We start from the raw sequence: 18,525 nt of genomic DNA, 5'->3' as shown, positions 1-18,525 counted from the left end.
CCCATCCTAATTTTCAATTCTCCATTTTCAATTTTCAATTAATTAGATATTCTTCTTCCATATAGTGAATAAAAGCCTCGTTCACTAACCGAGTCCCGCCCGGTGTCGGGTAATCGCCGGAGAAATACCAGTCACCCGGATGCTCCGGACAAGAGGCATGCAAGCCCTCCAAAGTCTGGTAGACAATCTCTACTTTCGCCTGCGTCCCGGCCGGTGTAAGCAACTCCACCATCTTAACGGATATCTCCTCGTCCGTAAACGGGGCGTATATCTCCTTTACGTAATTCACCAACGGACTATCCGCCGCTGTTTGTTGTCGCCTCGCCTTTTGATAAGCGTCCAAGATCACGTATTCCATCCCCCGGTCACGTAACAGGGCCACCGCGGCCTTAAAAGCGATAAACTCGTTCATCCGGGACATATCGATACCGTAATAATCCGGGTAACGTACCTGTGGAGAAGAGCTTACGATCACGATTTTCTTCGGATGCAGGCGATCCAAGATACCGATAATACTCTGGTGTAAGGTAGTACCCCGCACGATGCTATCATCTATCACAACCAGATTATCTATAAAAGGTTCAATACTTCCGTAAGTAATATCATACACGTGCGCCGCCAGATCATTGCGGCTATTGCCCTCAGCGATAAATGTACGTAATTTTATATCTTTTATAGCTACTTTCTCCGAGCGGACTCGCATAGAAAGGATTTGCTCCAGTTCCTCTTCCCTGAGCAGGTGACTACGGTCGGCGATCCATTCTTTTTTCAGCTTATTCAAATACTTGTTCAACCCCTCCTGCATCCCGAAATAAGCGACCTCGGCCGTATTCGGGATAAAAGAGAAGACGGTATGATTCAAATCATAATCCACCGCTTTCAAGATCGGATGCACGAGATTATCTCCCAAACGCTTCCTTTCCCTGTAGATATCCACGTCGCTACCCCGTGAGAAGTAGATACGCTCGAAGGAACAAGCCTTGTTCTCCTTCGGCTCCACGATCTGGGAGATATGCCACTCGCCTTTCTTGTTGACGAGTATCGCCTCTCCCCGATTCAACTCCCGGATATTCTCTACCTGCACGTTCATCACGGTTTGTATAACCGGACGCTCGGAAGCCAACACGATAATCTCATCATCCGCATAATAGAAGGCCGGACGGATTCCCCACGGGTCCCGCACGCTGAACGACTCGCCACTACCGGTGATACCGCAAATCACGAAACCACCATCCCAGCCCGGGGTACAGCGTTTCAGCACGTTCGACAAATCAATTTGATCCTCGATAGCATGCGTGATATCCATCCCTCTCAATCCTTCCGCCTCACACTTTTGGTACAGACGCTCCACTTCCCGGTCCAGCCGGTGTCCCAGCTGCTCCAGCATGATATACGTATCGGAATATTTCCGGGGATGCTGGCCGATCGCCGTGATCTCCTCGAATACCTCATGAACATTTGTCAAGTTGAAATTTCCGCAAACGGCAAGGTTCTTTGCACGCCAGTTATTGCGTCGTAAAAAAGGATGGATATATGAGATTCCGGATTTTCCGGTGGTACTGTAACGGAGGTGGCCCATATAAAGCTCTCCGGCGAAAGGTAGGTTGGCTTTGGCGAATAACGGATCGTTGAGTTGCCCGGGGGCTAAATCCTTGTAGTGTTCGTGAACTGCGGCAAATATCTCGGTAATAGCTCCGGTCCCGACGGCCCGTTCACGGAACATATATTCCTCTCCGGCATTTGCCTCTAACTTCACGCAGGCTAAGCCCGCTCCTTCCTGCCCCCTGTTATGCTGCTTCTCCATCAGCAAATAGAGCTTGTTCAGTCCATACATCCAACTACCGTACTTCTCGTGATAATATTCCAGAGGTTTCAGTAACCGGACCATGGCGACACCACACTCGTGCTTCAATACTTCCATTGTCGAATCAACTTTTTGATTTTGCCGCAAAGATACAGACAATTCCTAACATATTGTTTAAACAGACATAAAATAATTGACACTTTCACGGAAAAAATGTTTTTATCGGACGTTTGGTTAACAAAGCTTACATTTTATAAGCAAAAGGGAGGGTTTGTTTTCAATCCTTAATGAGGCATAACAAAGAAGGGAGGTATAATGTTTCCGGGGACACATTCCATTCTCAGCCAACTGGAAGTTTGCAATATGCATGAAGTAGACTCTCCATACATTTTTATAATGTAACCTTACAAGGTTACAGACAAATCATTACGATATTAAACCTAAAAAAATAATCACCCCAGCCATTCGTCTCCCCCTTCAAAGAGGAAATGAATGTCCAAGGTGATTATTTTTAAGTTTATCAGAAAACAAGAAAATCCCGATCTTCCCCACTCCTTTATCATTTGCTCATTCCGCAAACGACAAATCAATAGTCGCCCATTCTTTTCAGCTACAATATAATCCTTAAATCCTTCAATCACGACCTTGCGCTCATCCCTATACACTCATAGGTAAAGCCAGTCTCATAAAGCTCTTGGGCATCATAAATATTACGGCCATCGATCAATAAGGAATTACGCATAAGCTTTTTAAGTACAGCCCAGCTAGGGATACGGAACTCCTTCCATTCCGTAACCAGCAACAACGCATCCGTATCCACCGTAGCGTCATACATATCACTCGCATAGACAACCTTGTCGCCCAGCCTACGCCTGCACTCCGTCATGGCGATCGGATCATATACCTTGACCGTAGCACCCGCTTTCGTCAGCAAATCGACCAAGACCAAAGAGGTAGCCTCACGCATATCATCCGTCTCCGGTTTAAAGGCCAAGCCCCACAAGGCCACCGTCTTACCGGATAAGTCCGGGATATGTTTTTGAAGTTTACGGAACAACACGCTCTTTTGCCGCTCGTTCACCTCCTCGACCGCTCTCAAGACATTCATCGTATAGCCATTCTTTTCCGCCGTCTTGATCAACGCCTTTACGTCTTTCGGGAAACAAGAGCCGCCATAGCCACAGCCCGGGTACAAGAACTTACTCCCGATACGGCTGTCCGAGCCTATCCCCTTACGCACCATGTTCACATCGGCACCCACCAACTCACAAAGATTAGCGATATCATTCATAAAACTGATACGGGTAGCCAACATGGAATTAGCGGCGTATTTGATCATCTCGGCAGAAGGAACATCCGTAAAGATCAAGCGATAGTTATTCATCATGAACGGCTTGTACAACTTCTCCATCAGCTTTCGTGCCCGATCCGATTCCACGCCGACCACCACACGATCCGGCTTCATGAAATCGTCCACCGCATTACCCTCTTTCAGGAACTCCGGATTACTGGCCACGTCAAACTCAACAGACACCCCTCGTTTATCCAATTCCCCTTGAATAGCGACCTTCACCTTCCGGGCCGTACCCACCGGCACCGTACTTTTAGTCACCACTAACGTATATTTATTGATATGTCGCCCTACCGTACGAGCCACCTCCAGAACATAACGCAGATCTGCGCTGCCATCCTCGTCCGGAGGCGTACCTACCGCACTAAACACCACCTCTACGTCATCCAGCACGGAGGCGAGATCCGTCGTGAACTTCAAACGTCCGGCCTTATAATTCTTATGGACCATATCCTCCAAGCCCGGCTCATAAATAGGGATAACACCCTTCTTCAAGTTCTCGATCTTCTCGGCCACCACATCCACACACGTAACGTCCACCCCCATCTCCGAGAAACAGGTACCCGTTACCAAACCGACATATCCTGTCCCGACAATCGCTATTTTCATACCGTAGAATTTATTTTATAGATTATAATATGATTTAAACCATGCCACAGTCCGATCAACACCCTCTTGAATATCCGTCGAAGGCTTAAAACCCACCGCCCGTTGAAGCAACGTAGTATCGGCGTTCGTCTGATACACGTCCCCCGGTTGCATCGGAAGGAAATCCTTCACTGCCTCTTTCCCGCAAGCGATCTCAATAGCTTGTATAAAATCCATCAATCTAACCGGCTGAGAGTTACCGATATTATAAATACGATAGGATGCGGAAGAGGAGCTGGGATCCGGATGTTCCGGATCCCAATCCGGATTCGATGTAGCCGGACAGTCCAAGACCCGTATCACCCCCTCAACAATATCATCGATATACGTGAAGTCGCGTAACATATCCCCGTTATTGAACACCTTGATCGAACGATCATGCAGAATAGCGTCAGCAAACAGGAAAGGAGACATATCCGGTCTCCCCCATGGACCATATACCGTAAAGAAGCGCAGACCCGTGGTAGGAATCCCATACAATTGGCTATATGCGTGTGCCATCAACTCGTTAGATTTCTTGGATGCGGCATACAAGCTAACGGGATGGGCGATACTCGTTTTCTCCGAAAAAGGCACATCAGCGTTCAGCCCATACACGCTGCTGGAGCTGGCATACACCAAATGACTCACCTTATGATGCCTACATCCCTCCAGCACATTGATAAAACCATCCAAGTTCGATTCCACGTACGCATACGGATTCGTGATCGAATAACGTACGCCCGCCTGGGCGGCCAAATTAACCACCGCATCGAACCCCTCGTTGGCAAAAAGCATCCGCATCGCTTGCCGATCTTCCAGATTCATCCGGATAAAACGATATTTCTCATACGTATGGCTCGGAGTCAATTTATACCAATCCACCTCCTCTTCCCATATACCCGCCTCCTTCAAGCGACCATACTTCAAAGCCGTATCATAATACCCATTGACATTATCCAAACCTACGACCTCGTCTCCCCGCTCCAGCAAACGCCGTGCGACAAACGAGGCGATAAAGCCGGCAGAGCCGGTCAGTAAAACCTTCATAAATATGTATGTTGAAAAAAGATTTGTGTAAGGAAGCCTGTTACAGGCAGAAAATAAGGCTTTGATTTATCAAGAAAGCAGTTCCTTCATCAAATTTAACCGCCTTTTGGGGTGAGAGGCTTGCTCTTCAGTCGACAAGATTTCCTCATTAATATGATCATTCAAGAAAGAATCCTATCCATATTGGGACTATTGACAATGCAACAATTCCCTATAAATCAACAAATGCTTTGCGATAACATCATCCAAGGAAAAATCCCGCTCCGCGATCTGCCGTGAATGGAGTCCCATCCGTTTCCTCAAATCTGTGTCATCAATCAAAATCCTCAACTTCTCGGCTAATGCCTCGTTATCTTTAATAGGAACCAAAAAACCATTCGTCCCATCCTCTACCGTATCCTTGCAACCGATGGAGTCGGTCGTAACGATTGGTCGCCCAATAGCCGTAGCCTCAATCAACGACTTCGGCACTCCCTCTCGGTAATAACTAGGGAAAGCCACGATATGAGAAGATCTCAACAAATCCGGCACATCCGACCGATATCCCAGCCATTGTATATAATTCCCATCACAACGATCGTTCAATTCCTCCTCCTTGATCGCCTTGGGATTTGAGGACAAACCACCACAAAGCAGGAAGCATACACGCCCCTCATATTCCTTCCGGAGCGACTCTGCGGCATTCACCAATACCCAAACCCCTTTCTCCTCTACCATCCTTGCCGTGAACAGTATCCGAATCTTATCCGAGACAGGCTCCAGAGTATAGGCGTACCTCTTCAGATCCACTCCCGATCCTTTAATGAACCGGATTTGATCATGAGTTACCACCCCTTTCTCGATAAACAACCGTTCATCCTCATGGTTCTGGAATATATTAATCAAGTTTTTCCGGTGATTTGAGAAACGGAGAACACTCAAAATCAAACTTGTCAACCGAGATTCTTTCTCCAATGAGAACATCACTCCCAAGCCACTGACAGCGTTCACTACACCCTTCACATCGGTCAGTTTTGCGGCCAATCCACCCCAAAGGATAACTTTCAAGCCTACATGATGCACGATATCTGGTTTCTCCCGTTTATATAATCGATAAAGAAACCAGAAAGCCTTTAGCTCCTCTATCGGATTTTTTCCCGTCGGATTAATAGGAAGCTCCACCATTTTCAGCCCTAATGCTTCCACCTGCTTCCTACGTCCGGTATTCTTGGCCACGATCGTCACGTCATAGCCAGATTCTTGCGCACGAACAGCCAGCTCCTTACGGTGCGTAAGAAGGAAATAGTCCTCGTTGAGGACGATAAATAATTTTGTCATATATGGATACGAACGCTTACTCATGTATAGTCTCATTTAAAATCTCAAAATACAAATTCATATAAGCATTATGGGTATAAAGTATATCATACTCTTTAGCTCGAGAATAACAGGAATATGATACAGATTGATATAACTCCTTTGATTCTAAAAGGCGCTTAATAATCGTGGCAAGCCCCTTTTCGTCTCCACATTCAAATAACAAACCTGCTCCTGTTACGATTTCTTTAATACCTTGTACATTTGTACCGATAAAAGGTTTTCCTGTAGCCATACATTCCACAGACGATAACGACAACCCTTCCCATTTAGATGACAACACATTTATATCCGAAGTCTTCACTATACGGGATACATCCTTTCTAAAGCCTAAAAAATGGCATCGAGCAGCAACTCCTAATTTCTTTGCTAAAAATTCGCAATCCTCTCTCAACACCCCATCCCCAACAAACGAAGCATGTATATCCTCATCCAAGTATTTTAAGCAACGGATAACTGTACTTTGATCTTTCGGTTCTTGGACACGAGCGACCATTGTCACAACCTTTACACCATCTTTCACTCCATACAGTTCGGCCTTATCATATCCTACCGCTTGCTGAAAAGAAGCTATAGGAACACCATTACTAATAAATAGCACTTTATTCTTATCACTATTGTTCAAATAACCTTCTAGGGTCTGTTGGGCTTTTTGTGAACATGCAACTACAGCATCATACACTCCATATATAAACCTATCAATATACTTAAAATAGCTTTTATTTCGCCTCCTATTATTTGTGTTATGCTCTGTTGTTATCAACTTTAGTTTCTTATTTAAGAAAAACTTGTAAAATGCGCACCAATAATTAGCGGGGAAAAGATGCACATGAACAATATCCGCTTCGTTTAGGTACTTATGAATCTTTAATATCGTCAAAGGGTTATATATAGATCGGATACTTTTATATACACAATCCACTTTAATGCCTTTTTTATGCAATTCCACTTCTAAAAAAGAATCGGTTTTGCACAGAGATAATACTGATACAGAGAGGCCTTTTGCTAACTGTAATTGGGCTAAATCACAAACAAGTTTTTGAGCACCACCAATTCCTAAATGATCGATAACATGAAGTATTTTCATTTCACTGATAATTTATTATAAACCAACAAACTTACATCCATCAAAAGACAAATTCTAAAACAGATCCTAAGCATAGGTAACAACATAGACAATTCTTCAAAAAAAACAATCATCATACTCAATAATTCCTCTATGTTTTACTAAATTAGGATGTACAGATGTCCCCATAAAATGAATATTAGCCTTGTAAGGTAACGAAAGAGCCGCTGTGGAAAACACCGTATACACTTCCTTAAACTGAACACCTAAAATAGAAAGTAGCTCCATGGGAACTTTCGTCTTTAATATATATGCATCAGGGAACAAATCCCGATAATCCATCTTATCACGAGGATGAACTTTTATGACCAATTTACATTTATTGCTATTCGACAAAAGTTGTTTGTATAAAGCGATTTCCTCCTCTTTTATTAAAAGCCCATCTTCATACATGGGTTGCGTAAATAAAACATCAGTATATCTACGCAAATCTCGGATTACATCGATAGAGATATCGAACAAACTTAGAATTTTTCTTTGATAAGTAACAGTTAGTTTTTCCCAGTGATCACGAACAGAAAAAAGTTCAACTTTCGATCGTATCTCTTCCGGTATAGATAGCAAGCCTGTCAAATAGATTTTTTCAACGTTAGGGGCTCTACCTCCGCATCCGCAAGCCGCAATAGATCCCATCAGCCAACTTCTCAAAGTGTACAATTTTGGATCAACATAAGTTAATGAATAATTAGAAGTTCCATCTTCCAACAAATTCAAACGATTATTACGAATTATTCCAGAACTAAACAGATAATTATCACTCCCATAAATAGTACAACGCTTTATGAATGGCCATCGTAAAGCAGATGTATAATACAAAAGAATACGAAAAATCCATTTATGATATCGTTTGTGGGGTAATTTGAAACAATGTGATTGAGGTAGTTTCTTCTTGATCTCAGCAGGTAACAATGACGAGCAAAAAAAGAATGTATGCTCATAGTCCTCCTCTTCGACAAGAAGCATATAAAGAAACAAGGTATATACCGTTTCCACCAAACATACGTGTGTTATCTCCTTATTACTCATTTAAACAAAATAATATTTTTGATTTTTCTTTTAATTCGCATATAGATATAAGCTGTTTTATACAATCGGAAACTCAATAATGTCAAGAACAGTTTATTATCAACAGACATGATAGGATGTTTCCAAATACACCTATTATCTTCAACAGAATAAGGCCAATTCATCTTTTTCAAATCCTCTATTGAGGAATGAGAACTAATAGAATACAATGCATTAAGCCTAAAACAACTTAGCGGGAACATGAAAATCTGCCACTTCTCAACAACCAAAGAAACCAAACGAACCACCTCTAGTATGTTTCTTTGCGATTGTTCACTCCGAACAAAAGTGTATGAATTCAAGTTACACTGGTTATAATGATATCCGGCTACAGGGCAAAAGGCTATCTGTTTAAGACAAAAAGACAATCTCATATTCATTAAAACGTCCTCCCACATATTGATTCCAAGTTGATACAATTCATCAACACGCTCTTGTAATATATTTTTTCGATACAACCTAATCCAAGAATAAAAAGGGATAGCACCCATCATCATAAATCGGATATAATCATCTACATTCTGTTTCTTCGGCAAGTCCGCTACTTTCGTTTTCGAAAGATACTCCATTTCAAAATTGCAATAAACCAAATCCGCATCATTTCTTTTGGCCACTTCATACATCTGCTCATACAAATTCGAATCTACCCAATCATCAGAATCACAAAAAGCTATATATTCTCCCCGTGCTTGTTTTATGCCGGTTATTCTTGCCGCGGCTAATCCTCTATTATTTGGATGCTCTACTATACGGATAGAATCTTGAAGCGAAGTAAAATTAGAAATAACTTGTTTCAACACGTCTACGCTTTTATCCGGAGATCTATCATCAATGAATATAAATTCCACATCAGACAGTGTTTGTTGAAACAAAGATATAGCACATCGTTCTATATAATTTTCCACCATATAAATGGGAACGACAATTGATAGTTTATACATATTTGCTACATTTATTATTAGTTCTACGATAAAGAATTCTATTTAGATGAATAAAATAAATATATAATAAAACAGACACCACATATACATGCCACTGCATATTAATAAATTCAAACAAATTAGCTCTTGAAATAAATACAATTATCGTCAATGCGTGGAAAGCCCAAAAACGTTTTAAGAAATGAGGCAAACATACTTTATCATAAAGAAATTCCACAAGATAACCAACAAAAACACCTCCAAGTAATTGCATATACTCCTTACCTACGGCATAAAACTGTCCCATATAAGAAGAGCCTAATCCTAGTCCACGATAAAACATATCTTGATTAGTTATACTAGAAATATACTGCCCATACCACTTATATTCTTCAGCCTGAAGAGTAAGCGCATCTACAGGACGTTCAAACTGAAATGTCAACTTATCCCAATAATAAGTCAAAAGATAACGAATATGTCCAAACAAATCCCAAAAAGAAAAATCTATATAATTCTCATAATCTATCGTCGCAACCAAAACTGTTATAGAAATAGATTGTCCATAAAAGAAATCAAAAAACGCATTCATGATCTCTTCCATAGAAAACTCTTTTCCTCCACGAATATAACTCATAGAACTAGCAACCACAAAGAGCACGATTCCGAGTACCACTATCGCCGTGAATCCCAATTTTATCCTACCCAATTTATACATATAAAACAGAATGAACACGAAGGAAAGCATAGCAAAACCTCTCTGTCCCGTAGCCAACGACATGATTACATATACTATAATTAACAAAATATCTATTTTATTCAGTCTTTCTTTTTGACTGATAAGAATAAATATCGCAATTTCATAGAAAGCTTCCAAGAACATCATCAACAAGTTCCTATTTATATCAAACCCTCCTATGAAATATTGCAAATACCCCTGAGTAAGTAACGCCTGGTATGTTTGATATGAATAATAACCTTTGAACACAAAGCCTATGAAAAGCATTAAATACACAGTTTTTTGTGACATCAAGCCAGCAACACTCAAATATGGAATCTTTTCATTACGCCTACCCTGTTTACGACTAATCCACCATATTGTTCCTATTGTATAGCTACACACCGCAATGATCAAATTAAACAAAGCCCTATTGACAACTGCAACATTGACCATCCTATTTAGAAAAAATTCGAAATAACAAACATTATATTCATCTGATACCAGATCAAACAGGAACCTATTACCTAAAAAGAAGAAAAAAAAGAATAAGAATAAATTCGAGATATTTTTCCAATCTTCATGTAAGCGTCTCTGTACATAAAAAGCTTGTATCATTACAAGCAAATAAGAAATCTCAAATACCGTCTTCGTATAAAAGGATTCGAGATCCATACTACAATAGCAAATCAGCGCAAATAATAATATTAATAATTGCGACATGGTTGCTTTCACAAAGAACTTCTTATCTCTATAAATCATCGATTCTTATTTAAGAATAAAGAAATAAACTCCCTCACGCAACCTTCGCCGCCCCTTTTCTCCAATAACTTTATATGAGGGATCTTTTTTACTTCTATTACCGCATCAGCAGGACATGCGGCAAATCCAACCGCAGATAGTAAATCCACACAATTAACATCATCCCCAATATATGCCACTTCCCCAAAATCGATTTTCAACATATCACAAATCTCTTTAGCTACAGCAAGTTTCCCTCCATCTCGCTTTCCCTGATATAAAAAGTCCACTTTCAATTTCTTGGCACGATTCTCTACAATTTTTGTATTCTCAGAAGTTATGATCCCTGTTTTTATCCCAGCCTCTCGGAGTAATTGGAACCCCATACCATCACGAGCATTGAATTTTTTCAACTCATCACCACTTTCCGTATAATACATACCTCCATCCGTTAGAGTCCCATCCACGTCACACAAGAAAAGTTTTATCTCTTTCCTCATAACGTTTTGTGGCAACACGTATTTACGCATTAAATTCTCCAATACAATCCAATCATCCGGCTCATCAATCTCCGTGGCGGTATACTCCGGCATCTCATAAATGCCAATCTTACCACTAAGCCTATTTCCACAACCCTGTATATTCCTTACCGTATTGATATAGAAAGCGCCATTCTCCATCAATAGCCCTTTGAAGTTTTGCCGACGAGGACGCTTCATATAGTCATAGTTCATCGACGTACCATTCTCATTCCATAAAAAGCGATAATTACGCACACAAGTCAATATACTGTCATATTCACCTTTAAAATACATGCGAAGAGCTTCCGAAAAATGGCGAGTCTCCGTCAGAGGCGAAGTTGCCTGAACTAACATAAAAATACTATCCTCCGCAAGCTGGGCCTTATCAATATATTCCAACATAACACTTTCCGTACTGGCTGTATCGCACGCGTTTTCCGCCAAACGACGATACAAGATAGTCCTGGGGTAACAACAAGCAGAGACCGTATTCCAAATCTCGTCAGAATCAGTAGCCACTACTATCTCATCCACTTCCGGACAATTTACCAAAGCCTCAATATTCCAACAAACCAAAGGCTTTCCACAAAAAAGTTTGATATTTTTAAGAGGAATTGATTTACTTCCACCCCTTACCGGTATAAATGCGATTGTTTTCATTATTAAATTACCATTTTACCTGATTCTTTTTCAATTTATCACGTTGTACCATCTCAATATCAAGCACGTCCTTTTGTTTATAGGTAAGAGCCTGGGCTACCGCACGGCAATCGCGAACCAACTTCCTTACGCCATCAGGCTCTAGGCTAGCCGCATGATCTGTTCCTTTCCACGTCCTATCTAACGTATAATGACGCTCTATCCACTCCGCACCTAAAGCTACAGCCGCACTATCCACCGCAATACCCAAATGATGCCCTGAAAAACCTATAGCCTTCACCCTACCCGCATACTCCTTACGCATACGAGTAAGCTCTAGTAAACAAATATCCTCAAAGGGTACAGGGTAACCAGACGTGCAATCATAAAGAACCAGGTCCTTGGCCCGTCCATTTCGCTCAAAAAAGCAAACAATCTCTTCCTCCTCTTGCTTGGTAGTCATTCCGAACGACAAATGAATCTCCCCTTCAAAATTACTACACAAATATTGCAACAAGGGTTTATTGAGATTACAAGCAGAAGGTACCTTGATTAATTTCGGATGAAGAGAAGTTATCTCCTTCGCAGAAGTGACATCCCAAACCGAGGTGGAATATTCTATCCCAAATTCCTCACACCATTTTTGTAATTGATTATGTTGCTCCAATGTAAACTCAAGAAACTCGCGATGAGCCCCATAAGTAGAGCCATAAGCATTTTCCGGATGAGGATGAGGCGCATTATACTCCTCGAGAGTCAATAATTCCTTATTACAACGCTTCTGAAATTTTATCACATCCACCTTACAATAAGTAGCTGCCGTCATTATCAACTCTTTTGCGATACTCATATCACCTTTGTGATTACAACCAATCTCTGCTATAATTTTAGGATTTCTCATGAATACGATTATTTTTTATATTCGTTATTACTTTACTTATTTGATTTGACACATACGCCTTCTCTACGCCATCCAATCCTACGATCCAAATCATGATAGCAGATGACAATAAAGTCAACAAAAACGTGACAACAACTCTACCGAAAGAAGCATCCAATAAATCGCTTAGAACTCGTACTAATACAAATACGATTACAAAAACAATAACATTTCGTATTAATACAGAATGCAGGAACTTTTTCATAGACATATTCAATTCCATTTTAGCTACCACAACTATAGATAATACATAAAAAAACGAAAGAGCTATGGATATAACATATGGGATCATCGGATTCATTTTCCAAAACTTTAATACGACAAAGGATAGAGGCACGCATAAAAGAATTATAGTGCTAGAATATTGCTGGTATCGTTTGATTCTATTAGCCGCTTGGAATGCTGAGATCAACTGATTCACCAATGTCTCTATCAATGTCATCATCAACATTAACACAACTATATTACTCGTATATTCCGGCACATCGCGAAGCCATAACGAGAGGACTGTCTCAATTTCTATAATAGCGGGAATACTCAAAATCATCAGCAGATAAAAAGTAATCTTCGCACTCCTAAAAATCAAATTCCACATACCGCCGATATCACCTTGAGCGTATAACTTCGTAATCGGAGGACGAGTCGCCATATATATGTTACTTATGAATTGCGAAACTACTCCATTTATCTGCAAGGCAATAGCGTGAGCCGCATTAAGCAATGTACCGAAGAAAAGGTTCATAACAATGTTCAAACCTTGCCCCCTGCCTATATTTGCCAAAACACCCACGACATTCCAACCGGAGTAAAACAAGAGTTTTCTCCCTATTTCCGGATTCCAGGTCAGTTTAATATCCCGGCATTCCTCAAAATTCCTTTTGCAATAATAAATATAAAACAAACAAATAGAGACAGAGATAACAACTATAAAACCTGCATAATAAATCAATTTATCAAACGAAAAAAAGGACAAGGATATGGCCAATAAAAATTTTAACACACCATCAAAAATACTGGCATAGGCATAGATACTCATTCGTTCATGAGCGATTATAGCAGAATTATAAGGTATTGTCACTAGATTGACAATAAAAGACAGTACCGAGAATTGAAATACCCAATTGGCCGCGACAATTCGTTCCGCAGGAATATTCATCCCACAATTCACGAACCACGATCCAAAACTTTCCAACAGTAGAAAAGTCACAAAAGAAAAGACAATGAATATAGAGGCAGTCACTCCAAAAGTCGTATTCAAAAGCTCTTTATCATTTTTTCCTATCGCAAAAGACATAAAACGCTGTATTCCTGACGACAAGGATCCACCAAGAAAAGAAAACATCGTAACAACCCCAGCTATAACGTTATACAAACCATAATCTGCTACACCAAGATTTCTTAAAATAACAGGTACAATATAAAGTTGCACCAATATCAGCAATATCATACGGAAATAAAGCAATATAGTATTCTTTATTATCCGATTATTACCTAAATGAGACGAAACCATACGCTAATACTCTATTTAATGGTAGATTAGAACTAAAAACAATAAGCACTCGATTTAGCGTATCTCCCTCTCCACCCTCTCCCGCACCTTCCTCGGCAGCAGATAGCTTTGCTCCAATATCCGGCACCTGGAACGCCTCAATTCATCTCGCTCAATCTCCCACTCCCGCTCCGGGAACTGGTAAGGTACCAGACGAAAGAACGTGGCGTAGATACGGTCCAGCGATTCCAAGCGGAGGCTGCCGTCCGGATGTCTCGGGTCTAGCTTCGACAACGTGTTCCGGCTGACACCCAAGAGATCGGAGGCTTCGCGCATGGAGGAAAGCCCCCAGTGATACAGGATTAAATGTACTTCCATGGCGGCCACACGGATCCAAGGGTTGGAACCGGAGCCTCGTGATTCGATCATAACGTCTCATCGGGGAAATCTCCCCATGGTGAAACGTCAAAACCTTGAAGAAATACTAAATTAAGTTATAACAATCTGAAATTGGCTCATACATGGGTGAGCCACTCCCAAATGCGGGGATTCTATCTTTACCGCCGATCCGGAGCGGGTGTTTCCGATCAACGATATTTAAATTCAAACTCAAAAACAATTCGATGAAAGAGTCTATCTTTTCCTTCTTCAACGCCCCCATCACCAACCAGGTGCCGAACGGGGTTGTTTGCATCAGCCAAATGCACGCCTATATCACCACCAACGAGTGGCTGCGAGAGCGTACCGACCGGGTACGTGCCGCTGGAAACGACCCCAAGCGGTTCGCCTCCCTGAAACGCGGCCTGCTGCCCTACGTCACCCCCGCCGGGGTCTTCTCCTACCGCAAGGAAGACCACCTGCTCGTGCCCTCGGGCGAGTTCGTCATCGACATCGACCACCTCCCCTCACCCGAGGAGGCTACCCGTTGGCGAGATACGCTGTTCGAGGACGAGCGGCTACGCCCAGACCTCGCCTTCATCAGCCCCAGCGCCACGGGCGTAAAACTCATCGTGCCCTACCGCCTGTCCGTTACCGCCACGATCGAGTGGGCTTTCGACGAGGCACGGAAATCCGCCTGGGAATACCTCAAGTGGAAATACGGCCTGGAAGCCGACGCCTCAAACGCAGACCTTGCCCGCGCCTGCTTCCTCTGCCACGATCCCTCGGCGTTACTGCGTAATAGCGGACTTAATAGTTGACAAGTGACAGTTATAAATCATTATTCACCATTCATTATTCATCATGAATCCTTTATCAGACTTAGAGCGGCTCGTGGCCGCCATCGAGAGACAAGGGGCGAACATCGCCCCCACCTATCAAGAGTATATGCCGATCGCCTTCGCCATCGCCAATGATTGCGGGGAAGCGGGACGGTCGCTCTTCCACCGCATCTGCCGCATGTCGGAAAAGTACGTGCCCGACGAGGCGGACAAGCTCTTCGACCACGCCCTCAAGGGGGGCAATGGACGGAACGGGCTGGGATCCGTATTCCACTGGGCCAAGATCGCCGGCGTAAGACCGGACAAGCAGCTCACTGATATCGTACGGGGCTATACCGCCGGATACGATCGCAAAAACGACAAAAAGGCCGGGAATCTTTCAAATCTTTCAAATCTTTCAGGCGATAATTCCTTCACACACGAGCGTGCGCACGAAGCGTACGTTATAAAGAACCCGGAAACGCTTCCCCCTTGTTTCCCCGACAGGCCCTGGCCCGCCTTCCTGGAGCGACTGCTGGATTGCGGAAACTCGCCCGCACAACGAGACATCTTGTTGCTGGGGGCGATCACCGTGCTGGGAGCGACACTCAACAAGCGACTGAGGATCCTTTACGGAAGGAAGTTCCAGTATCCCTGCCTGCAAACCTTCATCGTGGCGCCCCCCGCCTCTGGAAAGGGAGCGCTCACCTGGGTACGCCGGCTGGCCGAGCCCTTCCACGATGAGCTGATGGCCGATTACCGGGAGAGATACGATCGCTTCCGCACGGAAAAGACCCAATGGGACGCGCTGGGCAAGCGACGCTCCGAGGTGCCGGAACCGAAACAGCCGCCCTTGAGGATGTTCCTCATCGCAGGAAACAACTCCGGCACAGGTATCCTGGAGAACCTGATCGAGGCCGAGGGGATCGGGTTGATCTGCGAGACCGAGGCCGATACCGTGAGCGCGGCGATCGACACCGACCACGGCCATTGGAGCGATACCTTGCGCAAATGTCATGATCATGAGCGTCTGTCTTTCAACCGACGCACGAACAAGGAGTACCGGGAATGCGCCGCTTCCTACCTGAGCGTATTGCTGAGCGGAACGCCCGCGCAAGTCAAACCCCTCATCCCATCGGCCGAGAACGGCTTGTTCTCACGCCAGTTATTCTATTTCATGCCTTCCATCAATGAATGGACGAGCCAGTTCCATGCGGACGGGGTGGATTACGACCAACGTTTCATCGAATGGGGTCGCCAGTGGAAACAGGTCGCGGACCGGATCGCGAAAGAGGTGAACCTCATCCAGCTGAGACTCTCGAAGGAGCAGGAACAACGTTTCGACCGGCATTTCGCCCAGATATTCAGCCACGCCGGATGCTTAGGCGGAGGATCCATGCGGAGCACCGTGGCACGCATAGCGATCAACACCTGCCGGATCCTGAGCGTAGTGGCCCTGATGCGGGCGGTGGAGAAACTCCTTCCTCCCCGACAAGCCGCTCTCCATTCTCAATTTCCCATTTTCAATTCCCCCGGTCTCTCCCCCTCGGACGAAATCCCGGAGGAGAACGTCCGAGACGGCATCGTCCCGAAACTCGACCTGCAGGTCACCGATGAGGACTTCGAGTCCGTGATGTCGCTCGTCGAGCCTCTTTACCGCCATTCCTGCCATATCCTAGGCTACCTTCCATCCGTGGAGCTTGCCCCGCAACAGGCCGCGCCCTTAGATTCCCTGCTCAAGGCCCTCCCCCTGAAGTTCTGCCGGAAACAAGCCGCACAAGAGGCGGAGAAGAACGGGATACCGCAGAATACCCTCGATACCCACCTCAGAAGGATGGTGGAGAAAGGGATCCTCGTCAAGAACGGACGGGGCGAATATTCCTTCGCTTCACGCGTGCGCACGTGTGTGAGAGAAAAGGATCGTTGAAAGTTTGAAAGAATGAAAGTTTCACGATCATGTCATCCCAAATTCATTAATCATAAATCATAAATAAAAATGTCCTTACCATTAAAAAAGTCCGAACTGGCGGCACTCTACTTCCCAGAGCTTGCCTCACACCAAGCTTGTAACCGCCTGCGCCGCTGGATCATCCGATGCACCGAGCTGCACGACAGGCTGCGGGAGACGGGATACCGCCCCGAGCAACGGATCCTCACGCCACGGCAGGTGGCGCTGATCGCCCGCTACCTCGGAGAACCGTAAACGAGTTGGCAATTCTTCGAATGCCCATCATAAGCTTCTTACAATACCCATCGTAAACTACTTACGATGCCCATTCAAGGGAGCTTACGATGGGCATCATGGTCTGACACCGATCACACCCATTATTCATTGTTAATTATTCATTATTCATCTCCCCGGGCGTCACTCGGCATCACCGCCCCCTACGGCGGAACCTATCTTTGCAACGTTGATCAGCAATATAATTAATTTTCAATTACCAATTTTTAATTATCAAACCATGCCACAAGCATTTCAAGCCAGAAAGTTTTTCGTACCGAAGACAGATCCCAAACAGGAGGTGTACAAACCGGTGCCTTATTATTTCGGAACCCTCACCACACGGGATGCCTCGGACCAGATCGCCGAGGAGTCCTCGCTCACCAAGGGGGATGTATTGAATGTGCTCGACCGTTATCAGCGGTATGTCATCAAGAATCTGCAAAAAGGCTACAAAGTGGAGCTGCTGGGGTTCGGGACCGTCTATAACCGATTCGTCACCGAGAAGGGGGTGGCGACCGCCGAGGAGGTCAAGGCCACGCAGATCCGGAGCATCGTACCGGGATTCTCACCCTCTTATACCATCTTGAACGGGGCACGACGTTACTCGCTGCTGGGCGAGAAGACTTCGCTCCTGAAGGTCACGATACTCGGGACACCGGTGGAGGAAGGGGGGGATTCGGAGTCGCCTGATGAGATCTGACGCGTTACTTTTGGCTTGACCCAAATCGGTATGTCACTTTTGGCTTGACCCAAAAGTA

The 18,525-nt window shown here is 44.0% G+C and carries 16 protein-coding genes and 1 pseudogene; 4 read left to right on the top strand and 13 right to left on the bottom strand.

Annotated elements, in window-relative coordinates; genetic code table 11:
• Positions 1-34 precede the first annotated feature (34 nt).
• The 13 genes and pseudogenes from E5342_RS11585 to E5342_RS11525 form a co-directional block, all read right to left on the bottom strand.
• Positions 35-1,921 carry an amidophosphoribosyltransferase gene (locus E5342_RS11585; RefSeq protein ID WP_135959413.1) on the bottom strand — a complete coding sequence of 629 codons (1,887 nt, stop codon included), beginning with the start codon at positions 1,919-1,921 and terminating at the stop codon, positions 35-37.
• Between the two features lie 425 nt (positions 1,922-2,346).
• Positions 2,347-2,460, bottom strand: a pseudogene (locus E5342_RS20350) (mannose-1-phosphate guanylyltransferase); the annotation flags it as partial.
• Positions 2,442-3,764 (bottom strand): UDP-glucose dehydrogenase family protein, encoded by a 1,323-nt coding sequence (locus tag E5342_RS11575; protein ID WP_135959412.1) that lies wholly within the window; start codon positions 3,762-3,764, stop codon positions 2,442-2,444. The pseudogene E5342_RS20350 and the gene E5342_RS11575, both read right to left, overlap by 19 nt.
• 15 nt (positions 3,765-3,779) lie before the next feature.
• Positions 3,780-4,832, bottom strand: a complete 1,053-nt coding sequence (locus E5342_RS11570) for an NAD-dependent epimerase (protein ID WP_121735608.1) — start codon at positions 4,830-4,832, stop codon at positions 3,780-3,782.
• Between the two features lie 189 nt (positions 4,833-5,021).
• Positions 5,022-6,173 (bottom strand): glycosyltransferase family 4 protein, encoded by a 1,152-nt coding sequence (locus E5342_RS11565; protein ID WP_246867102.1) that lies wholly within the window; start codon positions 6,171-6,173, stop codon positions 5,022-5,024.
• Positions 6,166-7,275, bottom strand: a complete 1,110-nt coding sequence (locus tag E5342_RS11560) for a glycosyltransferase (RefSeq protein WP_121735607.1) — start codon at positions 7,273-7,275, stop codon at positions 6,166-6,168. The genes E5342_RS11565 and E5342_RS11560 overlap by 8 nt, the downstream gene beginning before the upstream one ends.
• A 96-nt stretch (positions 7,276-7,371) precedes the next feature.
• On the bottom strand, positions 7,372-8,340 hold the full coding sequence (locus E5342_RS11555; RefSeq protein WP_121735606.1) for a glycosyltransferase family 52: 969 nt from the start codon (positions 8,338-8,340) through the stop codon (positions 7,372-7,374).
• Positions 8,337-9,320, bottom strand: coding sequence for a glycosyltransferase family 2 protein (locus E5342_RS11550; RefSeq protein WP_135959411.1), 984 nt, complete (start codon positions 9,318-9,320; stop codon positions 8,337-8,339). The genes E5342_RS11555 and E5342_RS11550 overlap by 4 nt, the downstream gene beginning before the upstream one ends.
• Positions 9,313-10,776, bottom strand: coding sequence for an O-antigen polysaccharide polymerase Wzy (gene wzy, locus E5342_RS11545; RefSeq protein WP_121735604.1), 1,464 nt, complete (start codon positions 10,774-10,776; stop codon positions 9,313-9,315). The genes E5342_RS11550 and wzy overlap by 8 nt, the downstream gene beginning before the upstream one ends.
• A complete protein-coding gene (locus tag E5342_RS11540) occupies positions 10,773-11,936 on the bottom strand; it encodes an acylneuraminate cytidylyltransferase (protein ID WP_135959410.1) in 1,164 nt (387 codons plus the stop codon). Before E5342_RS11540 ends, wzy begins: the two co-directional genes overlap by 4 nt.
• 7 nt (positions 11,937-11,943) lie before the next feature.
• The gene (locus E5342_RS11535; RefSeq protein WP_121735602.1) at positions 11,944-12,816 is read right to left on the bottom strand and encodes an N-acetylneuraminate synthase family protein; all 873 of its coding nucleotides are present in this window, start codon (positions 12,814-12,816) and stop codon (positions 11,944-11,946) included.
• Positions 12,803-14,302 carry a hypothetical protein gene (locus tag E5342_RS11530; RefSeq protein ID WP_121735601.1) on the bottom strand — a complete coding sequence of 500 codons (1,500 nt, stop codon included), beginning with the start codon at positions 14,300-14,302 and terminating at the stop codon, positions 12,803-12,805. The genes E5342_RS11535 and E5342_RS11530 overlap by 14 nt, the downstream gene beginning before the upstream one ends.
• A 117-nt stretch (positions 14,303-14,419) precedes the next feature.
• A complete protein-coding gene (locus E5342_RS11525; protein ID WP_121735600.1) occupies positions 14,420-14,773 on the bottom strand; it encodes a hypothetical protein in 354 nt (117 codons plus the stop codon).
• 194 nt (positions 14,774-14,967) lie between these two features.
• Between E5342_RS11525 and E5342_RS11520 the strand changes: the two genes are divergently transcribed.
• From E5342_RS11520 to E5342_RS11505, 4 genes are all read left to right on the top strand, one after another.
• On the top strand, positions 14,968-15,543 hold the full coding sequence (locus E5342_RS11520) for a BT4734/BF3469 family protein (protein ID WP_121735599.1): 576 nt from the start codon (positions 14,968-14,970) through the stop codon (positions 15,541-15,543).
• A 43-nt stretch (positions 15,544-15,586) separates the two neighbouring features.
• Positions 15,587-17,470, top strand: coding sequence for a DUF3987 domain-containing protein (locus tag E5342_RS11515; protein ID WP_135959409.1), 1,884 nt, complete (start codon positions 15,587-15,589; stop codon positions 17,468-17,470).
• A gap of 69 nt (positions 17,471-17,539) precedes the next feature.
• Entirely contained in the window at positions 17,540-17,746 is a 207-nt protein-coding gene (locus E5342_RS11510) for a DUF4248 domain-containing protein (RefSeq protein ID WP_121735597.1), read from the top strand.
• A 259-nt stretch (positions 17,747-18,005) separates the two neighbouring features.
• Positions 18,006-18,467, top strand: a complete 462-nt coding sequence (locus tag E5342_RS11505; RefSeq protein ID WP_121735596.1) for an HU family DNA-binding protein — start codon at positions 18,006-18,008, stop codon at positions 18,465-18,467.
• Positions 18,468-18,525: the final 58 nt, after the last annotated feature.

It is taken from the genome of Parabacteroides distasonis, assembly GCF_004793765.1.
Classification (GTDB): Bacteria; Bacteroidota; Bacteroidia; order Bacteroidales; family Tannerellaceae; genus Parabacteroides; species Parabacteroides distasonis_A.
Note: the sequence above shows the minus strand (reverse complement) of the source record. Positions and strands in the feature narration are given on the sequence as shown.